Genomic DNA, 17216 nt, shown 5'->3' with positions numbered 1-17216 from the left:
GCTACTCGCCCCCATCCAGCATGCTGAACAGGCGGACTTTGCCGAGGGCCTGTTGCAGGGCAGTAATGAGTTCGCCGTCGCTCATGGCCGAAACATCAGGCGTCTCTTCCGCTGCGACGCCGTCTCGGGTGTAGGGACCGAGCTCATCCACCGTCTCGGCGCATGATCGCGCCAATTCGATGATGCTCAACGGAAACGCGCAGACGGACCCGATTGCCTCGTCGTTCCCCTGCATGATGACCTCAAGTGAGGGTGCGACACCTTCGTCGTCCCACACCTCCTCCACCACCACTGGCCTCGCAAACAGGAACATCAGCAGAGTCTCGACGTCACCGATCTCGTCGACATCAACCCCGCCGAGCAGGTCGTCGGTGTCCTCGAAGACCGTCTCGAAGCGGGTGTCTGTCATGCCTCGATTCTTCCATCGAGGTCCGACAAAATCGGCTAATTCTGGATGCTGCGCTCCAAGCCGTACGGTCGCGGCCCAGCCGCTTGGGAAGGCGGAATCCGGCCTCGGTTCGTGCATGGGACGAGCTCGACTCCCGGCAATGGGCGGTTCAGTGTCGCAGTCGCGGCAATGTGTAGCGGCAGCTGTCACCCCCGGCGCCGCCGAGGCTCCGTGCGGCGCCGCTCCACGGCAGGAAATGGGTTCTTCACCCACGGTGAGGGATCTACCACGAGCCGATCCTCGGCGCCGGCAACGCAGACCCCATCTTCTTGGGAGCTAGTCGCCCGGTAGATGCCCTCGTATGGCAGCAGATGGCGCACCGCCGCCGTGGGCAACAACCGCGTCACCACCTGCGTGCCGCCGCTGCTGCTCCCGGGCTGCTCGAGGGTTCCCGGCCGGCCTCCTCTGACCGCTGAGACGGTCGCTGGAGCCGATCCCCGCCTTTCACCTAGGGCCGGAACCTCGCTAAGCCAACCATTCGCCACGGGAGCGCCTTGTGCATCGGTCGCCGAGATGACCTCTTGCTGGGCGCCCCATCGAGTGAGCGCGTTCCACAGTGCCGGAGCCAGCTGACCTGGCGCCAGCTGGTCGCCCGAGGACGCAAGTGCCCGCACCAGCCCGTCGGCGGTGAACGCGGCCAACTGCGTGGCAACGCCGACTTCGATCACTCCGCGCCGCGGGAATGACCCTCGCGCTCGTTCATAAGTGTCACCCAGAGCCAGGCCGAGCAGCAGCCCACGCAGGCGCTCGCTCCAAGAGTCCTCACCCGGCTCGTTCATCGCGCACTCCTCATCAGGCGGAGGCGGCCCTCCGCCATGCCATTGGCCGTGATCGCCGGCCGAATCCCCTAGAGCATCGGAGACTAGAGCAGTGGAATCTCGGATCATGGACGAACTGCACAACACCGCGCCACCGTTTCTGTCGGAGCAGCGATCTACGCTGCGGTTCATGTGGGAGAGTCCCGAGAGCCTCTGGCGTCGCCTCAAGTTTGGGCCGTGAGGAATTCTTGCAACGGCTGATCACGACGTTGATCGTCGGCGGTGATCCGCCTCGGTGGAACACTCCAAGCGCTCCGGACGAACAGGGTCGACGCTTTCTGCGGCTCCTGGACGATCTCGCGTATGGCGATGGGTCGCACCGGGCCGGAGCTGCCGAGGCAGACGCGTTCGTCGATGAGTATCTGCTGCCAAAGGTCGTGGACTCGGCTCAGAACGGCTGGCCGGATTGGGCAGTGCTGTGGCGGGATCGAGTTTGGATAATTCGAGCTCAAGACTGAGGCCGGCAGCCACCGCGAGGATCAGTTGCCTTACTACCTGCTTCTGGCCACGGCTGCCCATCCTGGCTGCCGGGTGGATCTCACGTACATGACCGGGCCACTGAGCAAGTCCCCGCCCGAGGTCAGTGAGGGGCAACGCTATTGCCATCTCACCTGGGCACAGGTCATGCCACTTATCGAGGCCGTCTGGGGCACCGATCAACGATCGGAAGTGATCGCGTATGTCGACACCGTCCGAACCGTGATCCAGAACCTCGCCACCCTGCGCCCTTCGCAGCAACGGGAGGCGTTGCTTCGACAGACCCCGTCGGCCGAGGAAGGACCCAGCTCGCGCGAAGTACTGCCAGCTGAGGCAGCCGAAACGTCCATCCCTGCACCACGGCAAGGGCCGCACGCTGCACCCGTAGCTGAGGACCTGCTTGGTCTGGCTCGCGCTACCGCCATCGATGGCCGACAGCGCGGCATAGGCGCCACGAGTCCAACAGAGCTCGAGAGCCTTCGCGAGGCGGCTCGCGACCTCATCGCCGAACTCCCCGCGGAAGATCGAGCTCGCTTCGTTCTGCCGTGGCTGTGGAGAGCGGGGCGAACGGACGGGAGGGCCTTGACTTCCGAGGGTCAAGAGTTCGGTTACGAGCTGCGGTTCTCTCGTTACGAGGCGATGCAAATCAAGCCGTGACGCGGAAAGACGCGCGTGAGTTGGTCCTCCGGGAGGCGCTCATAGGGGCCTCTGAGGTGTGCTCAATCGAGGATGGTCCAGTCGACGGGGTCGACGTGTCGGCTGGCGAACCAGCGGTTGACCCTGCCGAAGGGATCGGAGCCGCGGAACGCCGGCTCGGCGCCGGCTGTTCGGAGTACCGACATGGGCGACGGGTGGCTGGACGCGAAGACTTCGACCTCGGACGCCAAGTACTTGCGCATGCCGTGGGCAGGTACTCCCCAGAGCATGGCAGCGATCGGCCGAGCCGCGGCCTCAACCCGGATTGCCTTCATGGTGGCTACGGCCAGCGGCGACCACCACCGGATGTGCCGCTTCGGCCGTGACTGTTTGTCGCAGGGAAGGGTGAGGGCGCGGTTGAGCAGCATGACGCCCTGCTTGGTCCATGAGGTGAGGTCGCCGGTCTTTGGCGGCGGGTACTCGACGGGGGAGCTCCTGGAAGATGTTGGCTAGCGAATCCGGCACATCGCCGCCCGGGCCGGTGGAGAAGCTCAAGCCCGTCGCGCGTGCCGGGTTCGGGTAGGGATCTTGTCCGAGGACCAGGACCCGCACTTGGTTGAGGGGCAATTCGAAGGCTCGCCAGATGACCGAGTTCTCATCCGGATCAACTGGCAGGTGGGGGCCGGCATCGGCCACCTTCGCCAAGCAGGCCTCGAGCTTGGTGTCGATGCCAGCGTCGGCAGCGCGAAGACCCGCAACCCAGTCGACGGCGATCCTCCCGTCCCCGGCAAGGCGGTCCAGGATCTGCGCTGCTCCAGGCACGAACGGAGCCTAGCGCTGCGGCCTTCGCAGGGTCCCTGTGCCGAAGATCATCTTTCGATGCGGCGACGGACAGGGACGCTCAAAGCTCGAGTCCACCTGGCGGCTACAGATGAGTGCGCGAGCGGCTACTTACGCATGGTCCTTCGGTGGGAAGTCGAGCCAGCGCCACCTACCAGCGAGCCAGACCAAGTATTGATGCCAGTAGTTGGACCACACCCAGATCCCGTCGATGCCGCTGAAGCCTTCAGGTCTCCGAGTTGGCGCCGGGAAGTCGTTAGTGAAGAACCGGGTGGGAAGCACCTCGTCGACAGGCACTAGAAAGAGATGCCTCTCGTCAACAGCGAGAGCCGATCTAGCCTTTTCGACGTGACGCGGCATATGCGGTAGATGAAGCCATCGCTCGACCAGAGTCGCGAAGTCTGAGGTCGCAGCATCCACGAACTCGGCACGGACCGCAGGGAGCAGGGCGACACCGGGTTTGAAGGATGTTCGGCGAAGATCGCCAATGTCGCTCAGCCACTCGAGATCAGGGTCGCTGGAGAAGATGGCAGGGGGCAGTCGGTCGAGCGCATCGACGTTTTCACGGTCACACAGTTCAACTGCTCTTACGACCGCGCGGCGCGCTCGTCGGTAGGGCATGTCATCGCCAGTTAGTCGGAACTCCCACCCTGATGGTGCGGGCCATCGCCAGCCCTCCTTGGCCGCCAGTCCCTGCCAGGCTGACGACTCGGGTTGCGTGACGAGAGTGACCTCGAGCGCGCCCCGGCGACCGTTGGGCCATTCGAGCATGAAGTCCACCGCAGACTGTCGGCCATCGGCGTCGAACTTCCTGGCGTCGGCGCCCAGAGCGTGGCTTACGAGATGCGCGGCGATGTCCTCAGCTCGGCCGGCCAGCTCACTCACGACCCCATTCTGGGCCACAGACGATGGGATCTCGGCAGATCCGATAGACGCCGGGGCCCGACGGGCGGCGGTGTACGCGCGGCGACTGTGCAGGGTGGAGGCTGGCCATCGAAAGGAGTTGCTCGGTAGTCTCCTGTCGTCAATCGGAGACACACATGCTCCGAACCGGGCCGAGCGGCTTCAGCCGCGAACCCATCGTGCCGGGCTGGATATGAGCCAGTTGAACACGCGCCGAGGAACGGTCGCGGTGCTCGACTGCTCGAAGAAGTCCTATCCAAGCCAGTGGGCCGCGGAACGCGCCTTGCAGGCGATTCAGGAGTCCTGCCGGTCACGCGGTCGGAAAGCTCCAACGGGGTCCTACTGGTGCGGCCTCTGCAAAGCCTGGCACCTGACCTCGAAGTCGAAGAGCCGTACTCCGAGCTGGGTCAGAAAAGAGAGACGGTCTCCCGGCCGCGTGGGATAGGGATCGATGGTCGCGGCCAAGCGACGCGGTTACTGCGGGGCGCAGCTGGGACTTGATGTCCCTCCCCTTACCCTCCGGAATCTGTCGGCCTAAGCCAGTACGGATCGGGTACGATCGGAACTGTTCGAGACAGCGAACTCCGCGTCAACACAAGCGATTCGGCTGTTTCCCGCAACGTTCGGTAGCACTAGGAATCGCCCTGTGTGATTCCAGAGGTCGCAGGTTCAAATCCTGCCCCCGCTACGATGTGATGTCTCAGGACATCTGCAAGGCCCGAACCCACGGGAGTGGGTTCGGGCCTTGTCTATTCCTGGGGTTGGTAGTCCTTGTTGGTGTTGATGGTGAGTTCGCGGAGTAGTTCGCCGGTGATGGCGTTGATGATGCGGACTGAACCGCCCCGGCATGTCCGGAGAGCTGATTCGTTGGAAGGATCACTCTCATGGCACGTCCCTCGAGGTACCCGACCGAGCTGCGTGAGCGCGCAGTGCGGATGGTGATGGAGTCCAGGCGGGACTATCCGCACGAGTCCGCCGTGATCAGGTCGGTCGCGGCGAAGCTGGGCATCACCTCTACTGAATCGCTGCGTAAGTGGCTGCGGCAGGCCGAGATCGACGGCGGTGTCCGCGTCGGCAAGTCCAGCGAGGAGATCGCTGAGATCAAGGCGTTGAAGAAAGAGGTCGCCGAACTGCGGCGGGCGAACGAGATCTTGAAGAGCGCTTCGGCTTTCTTCGCGGCGGAGCTCGACCGCCCCAACAGGTTCTGATCGACTACATCGAGGACCACAAGGTGGAGTTCGGGGTCGAGCCGATCTGCCGCGTGCTCAGTGAGCACGGGATCAAGATCGCTCCGTCCACCTACTACGAGGCTCGCTCACGCCGGCCTTCCAAGCAGCAGATCCGCGACGCGGAGCTGGTCGAGATCATGGTCGCCGAGCGCAACCGGCAGAAGCTGGTCGCGCGGTTTGGTGCACGCAAGATGTGGCTGCACCTGCGCGGACGGGGCCATGACGTCGCTCGATGCACCGTCGAGCGGCTCTACCGTGAACAACGCTGGGTCGGGGCGCTACGTCTGAAGAAGTTCCGGACCACCATCGGCGACCCGGCCGCCGAGCGACCACTGGACCTGGTCGATCGGCAGTTCTGGGCGAGCAGGCCCAACCAGCTATGGGTCGCCGACTTCACATATGTCGCGACCTGGTCAGGCACTGTCTACGTCGCCTTCATCTTCGACGTCTTCAGCCGTCGGATCGTGGGCTGGCGGGCCGCCACGCGGATGACGACCGACCTGGTGCTCGACACCCTTGAGCATGCGATCTGGACCCGCCAGCAGGCCGGTGTCACCGACCTTTCCGGCCTCATCCATCACACCGATGCAGGGTCTCAATACGTCAGCTTTGCCTTCACCCAGCGCCTCGTCGACGAGGGGGTCGACCCCTCAGTCGGGTCTGTTGGCGATGCCTATGACAACGCCCTCGCCGAGTCCCAGATCGGGCTCTACAAAGCCGAACTCATACGTCCTGAAGGTCCCTGGCGCGGCGTCGAACACGTCGAACTAGAGACCCTGAACTGGGTCGACTTCTTCAACAACGAGCGCCCTCACGAGGCGCTCTCCGACCTCACGCCCATGGCGGCCGAGGAACTGCACTACGCTGCAAGAAACGAGCTCACGCCAACCGGCTGAGCCACCAAACCCAGCCTCCGGACTCGCCGGGGCGGTTCAGCTCGAACTCCGTGAACGACGTCGGACCCGGCGACCGCACGTACCTCGGCGGCGCGTCGGAGTTCACCGCCTTGATGACCGTGGTCCGCGAGATCCCCAACCGGGCCGCGATCCGTGCCTTCGGCACCCCGTCAGCAGCCAGCCTCCTGATCAGCGCCCAGTCCTCCAAAGTGATCACACTCCAATCGTTGAGTGATCACTTTTCACCGCCGAAACTGTTCAGTTTTCGAGCGCCGCCGACATCTCCATCGACGAGTTGTCCGACTATCTGGGCGTTCCCATCAAGACGATCTACGACTGGCGAGCACCGGGCAGGCCCGGCAGCCTTCAAGATTGGCCGTCATCTGAAGTTCGCAGAATCCGACACTCTCTGTTGGCTCAACGACCAACGCCAGGGCCACGACGGGACGCCGGAGAGGTGATTGGTCGTGCCTAGACCACGCACTCCAATCGGCACGTTCGGTGATATCGAGTTCACGGAGGTCGGGACGGGCATCCGTGCCCGCGTGCGATTCCGCGATCTCGACGGGCAAATCCGGCGGGTGGAGGCCACTGCCAAATCTCGCAAGCTCGCCGAGCATCGGCTCAAGGAGAGACTGGCCGAGAGAACGGATCGCAGCCCAGGAGCCGGAGAACTGACCAGTGGCAGTTTCGTTCATTCAGCTCGTCGATGTCTGGCTCGCTGACCTCGATCTGGAGAACAAGGTCGCGGAGAGTACGCGGGCGTTGTACGAGCGGAACATGCGGCAGCTGGTGATGCCGGCGTTGAGCACTTCACATTGCGGGAGATCAGTGTGCGCAAGGTGGATCAGTTCTTGAAGACGTTGGCGGCGACGAAGAGCTACAGCACGGCGAAGCAGGCGCGGACAGTGTTGAGTCTGGCGTTCGGGTTGGCGGTGCGTTACGACGCGTTGCGGGAGAACCCGGTGCGGGACATGGCTCGGTTGCGCAAGCTGAAGCGCCCAAGGTTTGATGCCGCATCCTTTTGAGTTGGAAGGATGCAGTTCATGCCGAAGAAGATCGATCCGAAGGTCAAGGAGCGGTGCGTGAGGCAGGTGCTGGAGCATCTGCCGGAGTACCCATCGTTGACCGCGGCCGCCGAGTCCGTCGCCCGCCGTGAGGGCTTGGGGAAGGAGACGGTCCGTCGTTGGGTAGTCCAGGCCCAGATCGACGGTGGACAGCGCCGTGGCGCGACCAGCGAGGAACTGGCTGAGATCAAGGAGCTGAAGGCGAAGGTCCGCCGGCTCGAGGAGGACAACGAGATCCTGCGTCGGGCCTCAATTTTCTTCGCGGGGGAGCTCGACCCCCGCAATCGCTGGTCGTCGCGTTCATCGACGAACTGCGATCTGAGGGCCACGCGGTCGAGTCGATCTGCCGAGTCCTGCGCGAGCAGGGCTGCCAGATCGCCGCGCGGACCTACCGCGACTGGACACAAGCCAACCACCGGGTCGCGACCCGGACCATCAGCGATGCCCAGGTGGTCAACCAGGTCCGTGACCTGGTCTGGACGGTCGACCACCAGGGCATGCGCAGGATGACACCCGAAGGGCGCTATGGGCGTCGGAAGATGACCGCGCTCGTACGACGCACCAGCCCCGACGCGTCGCCCGGCAGCGTGGACCGGGCGATGAGAACCCTCCCTGCGAGGGGTTCGTCGTTCGAAGGGAATCCGGACCACGATCCCGGCCAAGGACGGCAAGCGAGCCGGTGACCTGCTGGATCGGGACTTCACCGCCGAAGCGCCGAACCGGACCTGGGTCATGGACTTCACCTACGTCAGAACCTGGGCCGGGTTCGTCTACGTCGCGTTCATCCTCGACGTCTTCGCCCAGAAGATCGTCGCCTGGAACGTCGCGTCCACCAAGGCCGTCAACCTGGTCGACGTCCCGCTGCGGATGGCGTTGTGGCAACGCAACCGCGAGGGCAACCCCGTGGTGCCCGGCAAGCTGATCGGCCACGCCGACGCCGGCAGTCAGTACACCTCCATCACGTTCACCGAGCACCTCGCCGACGAGGGCATCCGGCCCTCGATCGGATCGGTGGCCGACGCCTACGACAACGCCCTCATGGAGTGCGTGATCGGGCTCTACAAGACCGAGTGCATCCGCACCACGGTCTTCCACACCGGCCCCAACCGCACCATCGGTGACGTCGAGTACGCCACCGCCGGCTGGGCCGACTGGTACAACAACCGACGCCTGCACGGCACTCTTGGGATGATGACCCCAGTGGAGTTCGAGCAAGCCCACTACGCGGCCCTCAACCAAGAGCCGCAACCCGCATAGGAGCGGCAGAGAACCTGGGGCGCTTCAACGTCAGCACGCCATGTCTGTAGGTGTGGATCAGGTTGCCAATGTCCTGGCGCTCTTCCGGCGTGGTGGTGACCTGGACGTTGATCGACCCTGATCCACCGATCCGCTGCTGGATGCGATGCTGGCGCAGCAGGTCGGTGAGTGCGGCACGCAGCTGGGCGGCGTTGTCGCCGTACTTGTCGGCTCAGCGGGTGGCGTCGAGTTGGCCCGCGTCGAGTACGCCCAATGGCTGTTGAGCGACAATGAGATGGGCAGATGAGCCCGTGCACCCGGCTGATGACATCTGCGTCAGAGGCGAGCCGAGGACGCCTTCACCACACCAGTCCCGTCGAAATCCTCGGCTCCATTCTGGCCAAAGTGTCGCCAGTGCTGACCTTTCGTGACTCTCGACGCCTACTACTCGGGTATCGCCCACCGGCACCACGGGAAACGTTCGCCGACCCCAACTTCGGCTCCCTCGTATGACTCGTGCTTGTGAACCGTCGGATCATGGGCGTCGCGCTACGTCGCCAGGCCTTCCCGCTCACAGTTGCCGACCTTTGGCCAGATCGTCGCCGTGATCGACCCCAAGAACAGCACCGGGGTTCGAGACCGCGCCATGCTCTCTTGACGGCTACACCTCCGTCATACGACCAGAGGAGCTCGGCCCCCAACGTCGACAACATCGTGCGAAATCCACCGGAGTCTCGATCATTCGACGCTCCAAGACCGACCAACGCGCGGCCAACTCATCGAAATCGCGCGCCGGGATCGTGCTGAGACCGACCCCGTCCGGGCACTCGATTCGGGGCTCAAGGTCGGGCCACGCGGTACCGGTCCCAGTGCTCTGGAGTCCGTTGACGCAACCACCGACCTCCACCGCATGGGGCTACGCGCGATTAGCCGGACTGTCCAGCCGTGCGAGAACGAAGCCGGCTTCGAAGTCAACCCGTAACCGGGCGCTCACTCCGCACCGGCCACGGCACGACGGCAGCGGTCAACGGCGCGTCGTTCGACCCCATCGCAGTCCAGGCCCGCCGCCGCGGCCTCGGCGCTCTGCTCAACCACTACACTCAACCCGCCTGAGCGATGAGGATCAACATGAGCCGCGACCTCGGAGCTGTGACACGCGGCCAACCTTGGGGCGTTTGCCCGTCGGCACCCGGCTGAGGTGGTCAAGCCTTGAGGGCGACGTGGGTGCCTTTGTTGTCCAGGGCCAGGGAGCGTGAGATCACCAGTCGCTGGATCTGGTTGGTGCCCTCGAAGATTTGCATCACCTTCGCCTCGCGCATGAAACGCTCGATAGGGAAGTCGCGGGTGTAGCCATAGCCGCCCAGCACCTGCACTGCATCGGTGGTGACCTTCATCGCGTTGTCGGTGCAGACCAGTTTGGCGACCGACGCCTCGCGTCGGAACGGCAGTCCGGCGTCGCGTAGGCGTGCGGCGTGGAGATACGTGGCTCGGGCGGACTGCACAGCCGCTTCCATGTCGGCCAGCACGAACGCTAGTCCCTGGTGGTTGATGATCGCCTTGCCGAACGTCTCACGCTCGCGGGCATAGGCGACCGCGGCGTCGAGTGCGCCCTGCGCCAGGCCTGTCGCGACCGCCGCGATGCCCAGACGTCCGGAGTCGAGGCCTGCGAGCGCAATGCGCAAACCATCGCCCGCGTTGCCGAGCAGCCGGTCCCCGCCGACACGTACGCCATCCAGGCGAATCGTGGCCGTCGTTGAGCCGGTGAGGCCCATCTTGCGCTCAGGGGCGTCGGCGGACAGTCCTGGAGCATCGGCAGGTACGAGGAAGCAGGAGATTGCGCGGCCGCCAGCCTCTTCGCCGGTCGGCCCTGTGGACATCCTGGCCATGACCTTATAGAAGTCAGCGTGTCCACCGTGCGTTGTCCAGGCCTTGGCGCCGTTGAGGACCCAGTCGTCGCCGTCGCGCCGTGCCGTCGTGCGCATAGCGGCGGGATCGGAGCCAGCGTGGGCCTCGGAGAGGCAATAGGCGCCCAGCAACTCGCCGCCGAGCATGCCAGGCAACCACCGCTTCTTCTGTTCTATCGTGCCGAATTCGGCCAGGCCGAAGCAGGACAACGCGTGCACCGATGTGCCGACACCTACCGTCGACCACACCGAGCCGATCTCCTCGAGGACTTGGAGATAGACCTCGTAGGGCTGGCCGCCGCCCCCGAACTCCTCTGGGTAGGGCAGCGAGAGCAGACCGGCGCGGCCGAGCATCCGGAAGACTTCACGCGGGAACGTCTCGGTCTCCTCCGCCTCCGCGGCACGCGGCGCGAGCTCGCGGACGCAGATGTCGCGGGTCAGGGCGAGCAGGTCGCGGGCCTCCTCGGTAGGCAGGGTGCGGCGGGCGGTCATGGGGGCTCCTTCGTGGTGACCTGTCAGGCGCGTCGATGCAGCAGGGAGAGCAGGTAGGCGCCGCCGATCCGGCCGCCCCGCGGCGGCAGCACGCCGAACTGGCGCATCATCTCGGAGATCTCGTACTGGGCCATGTAGCGCAGCAGCAGCCCGTCGCGGAACTCGAGGAAGATGTCGCAGCCGTGGGTCACCGCGACCTTGTCGGTCTCGAAGCGTGCCGGAGCCGACGCGGTCTGCCGGAACAGGTAGACGCCACCGTGCTCGGGACCACCGGTGAAAAGTTGGACCTCCTCGAAGCGGACGTCGGGCATCACCTCCCAAATGGTGTCTACGTAGGTGCGCACCTCGTCATGACCGTGTAAGACGTCGGTCCAGAAGATCCGGTCGTCCCATTCGATCTCGGGGTGCAGCAGCGCCATCACGTCGTCGGTGCGGTGGGAGTTCCATGCGTCCTCCCACCGACCCGCGAACTCACGCACCCAGGCTGCGCCCGTCTGCTCGGCCATCGCGCTCACGCTGAGGCCGAGGCGAAGCGCGACAGCGACGCGATCAACGCGTCGGCGTCGTCGACGATGCGGCTGACCAGGTCGGCGCAGGTCGGGATGTCGTTGATGATGCCCTGCACCATGCCGACGGTCCAGATGCCTGCCTCGACGTCGCCGGTCTCATAGACCGTGCGGCCCCGAGCGCCGGAGACGAGCTCGCGGACTGCAGCGAAGTCGCCGCCGTCGTCGAGGATCCGTACGACCTCCTCACTCACCGAGTTCTTCGCCACCCGCGCGGTGTTGCGCAGGGTGCGGAAGATCAGGTCGGTGTGGCGCTCGTCGGCGTTGACGATGGCCTTCTTGACCTGCTCGTGGATGGGGGACTCGGCGGCGCACATGAAGCGGGTGCCCATGTTGACGCCGTGGGCGCCCAACGCGAGCGCGGCGACCAGGCCGCGGCCGTCGGCGAAACCGCCCGAGGCGATGAACGGGATGGTCAGCTGGTCGGCTGCGGCAGGGATCAGGACCAGACCCGGGATGTCGTCCTCGCCGGGGTGACCGGCGCACTCGAAGCCGTCGATGCTGACGCCGGCGACGCCGACCTTCTCGGCCTTGACCGCGTGGCGCACGCTCGTGCACTTGTGCAGGACCTTGATGTCGTGGGCGTTGAAGAAGTCCATGTGCGGCTCGGGGTTGGACCCGGCCGTCTCCACGATCTTGACGCCGGAGTCGGCGATGACGTGGCGGTATTCGTCGTAGGGCGGGGGGTTGATCGTCGGCAGGATCGTCAGGTTGACGCCGAACGGTTGATCGGTCATCTCCCTGGTGCGAGCGATCTCCTTGGCCAGGTCCTCTGGCGTGGGCTGCGTCAGCGCCGTGATCATGCCGAGCGCGCCGGCCTCGGCGACGGCGGCGACGAGCTCGGCCCGGCCGACCCACTGCATGCCGCCCTGGACGATCGGGTAGCGGACGCCGAACGCCTCTGTGAAGGGGGTCTTCATCACGGGCACTTCCTCTCGTGGCTCACTTGCGGTGGCAGAACGCTACCCCGAACTGCGAAACTAATCAAGATTCACTTTCGGACCAGATTTCACGCTCAGAGCCTCATGTTGCCAGGGCTTGACGAGTCATGGTGTGCCCTAGTTATGATTCACTTCCTGATCGTCCGGCCAGAGTGGCCCCAAGACTCAAAGGACTCGCCGATGACAACCCAGGCGTTCATCTATGACGCGTTCCGCACCCCGCGCGGCCGTGGCAAGGCCAATGGCTCGCTGCACGGCACTAAGCCGATCTCCCTGGTGGTGGGGCTCATCGACGAGTTGCGCGCCCGCCACCCCGACCTCGACACCGACGCCATCGACGACGTCGTCCTCGGCGTGGTCTCGCCGGTCGGTGACCAGGGCTCGGTGATCGCACGGTCCGCCGCCCTCAAGGCCGGCCTCAACCCCACCGTCGCAGGGCTCCAGCTCAACCGCTTCTGCGGCTCCGGCCTCGAGGCCGTCAACACCGGAGCCCAGAAGGTCGTATCCGGCTGGGACCGGCTTATCGTCGCCGGCGGCGTCGAGTCCATGTCGCGCATCCCGCTCGGCTCGGACGGCGGCGCGCTGATGTTCGACCCCGAGACCAACTACGAGACCCACTACATCCCGCAGGGTGTCAGTGCCGACCTGATCGCGACGATCGAGGGCTTCAGCCGCGAGGACGTCGACGCCTATGCCGTTCGGAGCCAGGAGCGCGCGGCCGCCGCGTGGAGCGGTGGCCACTTCGCCAAGTCGATCGTTCCGGTCACCGACCGCAACGGCCTGCTCCTGCTCGACCGTGACGAGCACATGCGTCCAGGCGCGACCATCGAGAGCCTTTCCGGCCTCAAGCCCGCGTTCGCCGGCATGGGTGCGATGGGCTTCGACGACGTCGCCATGCAGCGCTTCCCGGCCGTCACCGCGGTCAACCACGTGCACCATGCCGGCAACTCCTCCGGCATCGTCGACGGCGCGGCCCTGGTGCTCATCGGCAGCGAGCAGATCGGCGAGCGCATCGGTCTCACCCCGCGCGCCCGCGTCGTGGCATCGGCCACCTCGGGTGCCGACCCGACGATCATGCTCACCGGCCCGACGCCGGCCACGCAGAAGCTGCTCGACACCGCCGGCCTCACCCCCGACGACATCGACCTGTTCGAGATCAACGAGGCCTTCGCGTCCGTGGTCCTCAAGTACCAGAAGGACTTCTCGATCCCCGACGAGAAGCTCAACGTCAACGGCGGTGCGATCGCCATGGGTCACCCGCTGGGTGCCACCGGCGCGATGCTCGTCGGCACGGTCGTCGACGAGCTCGAGCGCCAGGACCTGCGCCGGGCCGTGGTCACGCTCTGCATCGGCGGCGGCATGGGCATCGCCACCCTCATCGAACGCGTCTGAACCGCGACTGACACCACAGGACCAGGAGATCCAGATGACCACCCCTGACTACTTCCACTGGGAGCAGAACTCCGACGGCGTCGTCGTGCTGACGATGGACGCCCCGGGCAAGCGCGCCAACACGATGGACGAGGCGTTCCGCCAGGCGCTCGGCCCGGCCGTCGACCGCCTCGAGGCCGAGCGCGAGTCGATCACCGGCGTCGTGATCGCCTCGGCGAAGGACACCTTCTTCGCCGGTGGCGACCTCGAGCTGATGATGAACGCGACCACGGACGACGCCCAGGAGATCTACGACCTGCTGACCCAGGTCAAGCAGCCGCTGCGTCGCCTCGAGAAGCTCGGCGTCCCCGTCGTCGCCGCCATCAACGGCTCGGCTCTCGGCGGCGGCTACGAGATCGCCCTCGCCGCCCACCACCGCGTCGCCGTCGACCGCCCGGGCCTCAAGGTAGGACTGCCCGAGACGACCCTGGGTCTGCTGCCCGGAGCGGGCGGAGTGGCCCGTACGGTCCGCATGTTCGGCCTGCAGCGGGCGCTCGAGACCGTCCTCCTGACGGGTCGGACGTACGGCTCCCGGAAGGCACTCGAGGCCGGTCTCGTCGACGAGGTCGTGTCCTCCGAGGACGAGCTGTGGCCGGCCGCGCTGGCCTGGATCAAGGCCAACCCCGAGGCGAGCAAGCCCTGGGACCAGCCCGGCTTCACGATTCCCGGCGGCGCACCGGACAGCCCGAAGGTCGCGGCCGTCCTGCCGGTCATGCCTGCCGTGCTGCGCAAGCAGTTCCGCGGCTCGCCGGCCCCGGCCCAGCTCAACGTGCTGGCCGCGGCGGTTGAGGGCGCACAGGTCGACATCGACACTGCGCTCGACATCGAGACGCGCTATTGCACCGAGCTGATCTGCAGCCAGATCTCGCACAACATCATCAAGTCGTCGTTCTTCGACATGCAGCGCATCCGCAAGGGTGCAGGGCGTCCGGAGGGCTACCCCGCCCACCAGGCCTCCAAGGTGTCGGTCATCGGCGCGGGCATGATGGGCGCGGCCATCGCGTTCGTGTGTGCCAAGGCCGGCATCGAGGTCGTGCTCAAGGACGTCAGCCAGGAAGGCGCGGAGCGCGGCAAGGGCTATGCGGCCAAGGTGCTCGACAAGCAGGTCTCCTCGGGCCGGGTCTCGGAGGAGCAGCGCGACGCCATCCTGGCCCGCATCCTGCCCACTGACGACATGACCCGGACCCAGGGCTCCGACCTGGTCATCGAGGCCGTCTTCGAGAACCCCGACCTCAAGCGCAGCGTCTTCGCCGAGCTCGAGGGCCACGTCAACGCCGACGCCGTCCTGGGGTCCAACACCTCGACGCTGCCGATCACCGACCTGGCGACGGGAGTGAGCCGTCCGGAGGACTTCATCGGGCTGCACTTCTTCTCGCCGGTCGACCGGATGCCGCTGCTGGAGATCGTCGTCGGTGACAAGACGTCCGACGCCACCCTGGCCAAGGCGCTCGACATCTCCCACCAGATCGGCAAGGTGCCGATCGTGGTCAACGACAGCCCGGGCTTCTTCACCACCCGCGTCATCGTGCAATACGTGCTGGAGGCCATCGCGGCCGTCGGTGAGGGCGTGGACCCGGCCGTCATCGAGCGCGCGGCGACCATGGCGGGCTATCCCGTCGGGCCGCTCGCGCTGGTCGACGAGCTCACCCTCACGCTGCTGCGCGACATCTATGACCAGGCTGCTGCGGCACGCAACGAGGACCCGGCCGACCGCCACCCCGGGCGCGCCGTCCTGGAGACGATGATCGAGGCGGGTCGCCCCGGTCGCTCGAAGGGCGCCGGCTTCTACGACTACGTCGACGGTCGCAAGCAGGGGCTCTCGCCCGTGCTCGCCGACATGTATCCCGTCGTCGAGGACGCCGTCAGTGTCCAGGACATCCAGGACCGCCTGCTGTTCACCGAGAGCATCGACACCATGCGCTGCCTCGACGAGGGCGTGCTGCGCACCATCACCGACGCCAACGTCGGCTCGGTGCTCGGCATCGGCTATCCCGGCTGGACCGGTGGCGTGCTCCAGCACATCAACCAGTATGAAGGCGGCCCGGCAGGGTTCGTCGCACGTGCCGACGAGCTCGCCGCGAAGTATGGCCGGCGCTTCGACTCGCCTGCGTCGTTGCGCCAGCTCGCCGCTGACGGCAAGACCTACGAGTGATCACCATGTCCGAGTCGCTGAACTTCGCCCCACGCCGGATCTTCGAGGAGCACCACGAGGAGTTCCGCGGGCTGGTCCGCACCTTCATCGAGCGCGAGGTCCGGCCGCACGCCGACCGCTGGGCCGAGCAGAAGGTCGTGGACCGCGAGCTTCTTCACCGCTGCCGGGTCGCAGGGAATGCTGATGTTCCCGGCAGGGGAGGAGTTCGGCGGCTCGGACATGGACGACTTCAGGTTCAACATGATCCTGGACGAGGAGTTCGCCCGTGCCAACCTGATGGGTTGCGGCCTGGGCATCTCCCTGCAGAACGACGTGCTGGGACCCTACTTCCTCGACCTCACCAACGACGAGCAGAAGCGGCGCTGGCTGCCCGGCCTCGTCAACGGTGAGCTGGTCTCGGCCATCGCGATGACCGAGCCGGGCACCGGCAGCGACCTCGCCGGCATCCGTACGACTGCCCGTTTCGACGGCGCCGACTATGTCCTCAACGGCGCCAAGACCTTCATCACCAACGGGCAGAACGCCGACCTCGTCGTCGTCGCCGCCCGCACCAGCGAGCACCCCCACAAGGGCCTCTCGCTGCTCGTCGTCGAGCGCGGCATGCCCGGCTTCGAGCGTGGGCGCAACCTCGACAAGCTCGGCCTGCACGCCCAGGACACCAGCGAGCTGAGCTTCACCGACGTCCGCGTCCCAGTCGCCAACCTGCTCGGCGAGGAGGGCAGCGGCTTCCTGAGCCTGGTGCGCAACCTCCCGAAGGAGCGGATGTCGCTGGCCGCGACTGCCGTCGGAGCCTGCGAGGGCATGCTCGAGCGCACGCTGGCCTACGTCAAGGAGCGCACTGCCTTCGGGCAGCCGATCGGCTCCTTCCAGAACTCCCGCTTCGTGCTGGCCGAGCTGGCCACCGAGGTGGAGGTCGCCCGGACCTTCGTCGACACCTGCGTCGAGGACCTGGTCGCCGGCCGGCTCACCGCGCCGCGCGCTGCCAAGGCGAAGTGGTGGACCACCGAGCTGCAGAACCTCGTCGCCGCGCAGTGCCTGCAGTTGCACGGCGGCTACGGCTTCATGACCGAGTACGACATCAGCCGGTCCTATGCCGACGCCCGCGTGCAGACGATCTTCGGTGGCACGACGGAGATCATGAAGGAGATCATCGGCCGCGACCTGGGCCTGTGAGCCCCGG

14 protein-coding genes, 2 pseudogenes and 2 other annotated features are annotated in these 17216 nt (G+C 66.0%); of the genes and pseudogenes, 9 read left to right on the top strand and 7 right to left on the bottom strand.

What is annotated here, in order from left to right; genetic code table 11:
• Nucleotide 1: 1 nt before the first annotated feature.
• Nucleotides 2-409, bottom strand: a complete 408-nt coding sequence (locus V9G04_11260) for a hypothetical protein (GenBank protein MEI2713835.1) — start codon at nt 407-409, stop codon at nt 2-4.
• 1340 nt (nt 410-1749) lie between these two features.
• Between V9G04_11260 and V9G04_11255 the strand changes: the two genes are divergently transcribed.
• Nucleotides 1750-2400, top strand: coding sequence for a hypothetical protein (locus V9G04_11255; GenBank protein MEI2713834.1), 651 nt, complete (start codon nt 1750-1752; stop codon nt 2398-2400).
• Nucleotides 2401-2462: 62 nt separating this feature from the next.
• Here the strand turns inward: V9G04_11255 and V9G04_11250 are convergent, their stop codons facing one another.
• Both V9G04_11250 and V9G04_11245 read right to left on the bottom strand, forming a co-directional pair.
• Nucleotides 2463-2807, bottom strand: coding sequence for a hypothetical protein (locus V9G04_11250; GenBank protein MEI2713833.1), 345 nt, complete (start codon nt 2805-2807; stop codon nt 2463-2465).
• A gap of 523 nt (nt 2808-3330) precedes the next feature.
• Nucleotides 3331-4104: a hypothetical protein gene (locus V9G04_11245; protein ID MEI2713832.1), complete on the bottom strand. Its 774-nt coding sequence runs from the start codon at nt 4102-4104 to the stop codon at nt 3331-3333.
• 902 nt (nt 4105-5006) lie between these two features.
• On the opposite strand from V9G04_11245, the gene V9G04_11240 reads away from it, so the two are divergent.
• Nucleotides 5007-6247 (top strand): IS3 family transposase gene (locus tag V9G04_11240; GenBank protein ID MEI2713831.1). Its coding sequence is split into 2 segments (ribosomal slippage): nt 5007-5289 and nt 5289-6247, totalling 1242 coding nucleotides; the frame shifts between segments, so codons are not numbered across the junction.
• Nucleotides 5288-5416 (top strand) — a sequence feature (AL1L pseudoknot). (Overlaps the previous gene by 129 nt.)
• Here the strand turns inward: V9G04_11240 and V9G04_11235 are convergent.
• Entirely contained in the window at nt 6231-6464 is a 234-nt protein-coding gene (locus V9G04_11235; GenBank protein ID MEI2713830.1) for a helix-turn-helix domain-containing protein, read from the bottom strand. The two genes, V9G04_11240 and V9G04_11235, sit on opposite strands and share 17 nt — an antisense overlap.
• 625 nt (nt 6465-7089) lie before the next feature.
• Here V9G04_11235 and V9G04_11230 point away from each other — a divergent pair.
• The 3 genes and pseudogenes from V9G04_11230 to V9G04_11220 all read left to right on the top strand — a co-directional run bounded on the left by V9G04_11230 (nt 7090) and on the right by V9G04_11220 (nt 8857).
• The gene (locus V9G04_11230; protein MEI2713829.1) at nt 7090-7275 is read left to right on the top strand and encodes a hypothetical protein; all 186 of its coding nucleotides are present in this window, start codon (nt 7090-7092) and stop codon (nt 7273-7275) included.
• 18 nt (nt 7276-7293) lie between these two features.
• Nucleotides 7294-8571 (top strand): annotated as a pseudogene (locus tag V9G04_11225) (IS3 family transposase).
• Nucleotides 7563-7697: a sequence feature (AL1L pseudoknot), on the top strand. It overlaps the preceding pseudogene by 135 nt.
• A 145-nt stretch (nt 8572-8716) precedes the next feature.
• Complete coding sequence (locus V9G04_11220) at nt 8717-8857, top strand: hypothetical protein (protein MEI2713828.1); 141 nt, start codon at nt 8717-8719, stop codon at nt 8855-8857.
• Between the two features lie 895 nt (nt 8858-9752).
• Here V9G04_11220 and V9G04_11215 read toward each other — a convergent pair.
• Genes V9G04_11215 through V9G04_11205 form a run of 3 tightly spaced genes read right to left on the bottom strand, consistent with a single transcriptional unit; the run spans nt 9753 to nt 12432 of the window.
• Entirely contained in the window at nt 9753-10946 is a 1194-nt protein-coding gene (locus V9G04_11215) for an acyl-CoA dehydrogenase family protein (GenBank protein MEI2713827.1), read from the bottom strand.
• 23 nt (nt 10947-10969) lie between these two features.
• On the bottom strand, nt 10970-11452 hold the full coding sequence (locus V9G04_11210) for a nuclear transport factor 2 family protein (GenBank protein MEI2713826.1): 483 nt from the start codon (nt 11450-11452) through the stop codon (nt 10970-10972).
• Between the two features lie 5 nt (nt 11453-11457).
• Nucleotides 11458-12432 (bottom strand): nitronate monooxygenase family protein, encoded by a 975-nt coding sequence (locus V9G04_11205; protein ID MEI2713825.1) that lies wholly within the window; start codon nt 12430-12432, stop codon nt 11458-11460.
• A gap of 201 nt (nt 12433-12633) precedes the next feature.
• On the opposite strand from V9G04_11205, the gene V9G04_11200 reads away from it, so the two are divergent.
• The 4 genes and pseudogenes from V9G04_11200 (at nt 12634) to V9G04_11185 (ending at nt 17209) form a co-directional block, all read left to right on the top strand.
• Nucleotides 12634-13845, top strand: a complete 1212-nt coding sequence (locus tag V9G04_11200) for an acetyl-CoA C-acetyltransferase (protein ID MEI2713824.1) — start codon at nt 12634-12636, stop codon at nt 13843-13845.
• Between the two features lie 34 nt (nt 13846-13879).
• On the top strand, nt 13880-16036 hold the full coding sequence (locus V9G04_11195; GenBank protein MEI2713823.1) for a 3-hydroxyacyl-CoA dehydrogenase NAD-binding domain-containing protein: 2157 nt from the start codon (nt 13880-13882) through the stop codon (nt 16034-16036).
• Nucleotides 16037-16041: 5 nt separating this feature from the next.
• A pseudogene (locus V9G04_11190) lies at nt 16042-16152 on the top strand (hypothetical protein).
• Between the two features lie 61 nt (nt 16153-16213).
• Nucleotides 16214-17209: an acyl-CoA dehydrogenase family protein gene (locus V9G04_11185; protein MEI2713822.1), complete on the top strand. Its 996-nt coding sequence runs from the start codon at nt 16214-16216 to the stop codon at nt 17207-17209.
• Nucleotides 17210-17216 lie beyond the last annotated feature (7 nt).

The sequence above is a fragment of the Nocardioides sp. genome (assembly GCA_037045645.1).
In the GTDB taxonomy this organism is placed as follows: Bacteria; Actinomycetota; Actinomycetes; order Propionibacteriales; family Nocardioidaceae; genus Nocardioides.
Note: the sequence above shows the minus strand (reverse complement) of the source record. Positions and strands in the feature narration are given on the sequence as shown.

Coding starts and splice junctions, on each gene's coding strand:
- V9G04_11260 (MEI2713835.1), bottom strand. CDS start 409: ATGACAGACACCCGCTTCGAGACGGTCTTCGAGGACACCGACGACCTG.
- V9G04_11250 (MEI2713833.1), bottom strand. CDS start 2,807: ATGCTGCTCAACCGCGCCCTCACCCTTCCCTGCGACAAACAGTCACGG.
- V9G04_11220 (MEI2713828.1), top strand. CDS start 8,717: ATGCTGGCGCAGCAGGTCGGTGAGTGCGGCACGCAGCTGGGCGGCGTT.
- V9G04_11215 (MEI2713827.1), bottom strand. CDS start 10,946: ATGACCGCCCGCCGCACCCTGCCTACCGAGGAGGCCCGCGACCTGCTC.
- V9G04_11210 (MEI2713826.1), bottom strand. CDS start 11,452: ATGGCCGAGCAGACGGGCGCAGCCTGGGTGCGTGAGTTCGCGGGTCGG.
- V9G04_11205 (MEI2713825.1), bottom strand. CDS start 12,432: ATGAAGACCCCCTTCACAGAGGCGTTCGGCGTCCGCTACCCGATCGTC.
- V9G04_11200 (MEI2713824.1), top strand. CDS start 12,634: ATGACAACCCAGGCGTTCATCTATGACGCGTTCCGCACCCCGCGCGGC.
- V9G04_11195 (MEI2713823.1), top strand. CDS start 13,880: ATGACCACCCCTGACTACTTCCACTGGGAGCAGAACTCCGACGGCGTC.
- V9G04_11185 (MEI2713822.1), top strand. CDS start 16,214: ATGCTGATGTTCCCGGCAGGGGAGGAGTTCGGCGGCTCGGACATGGAC.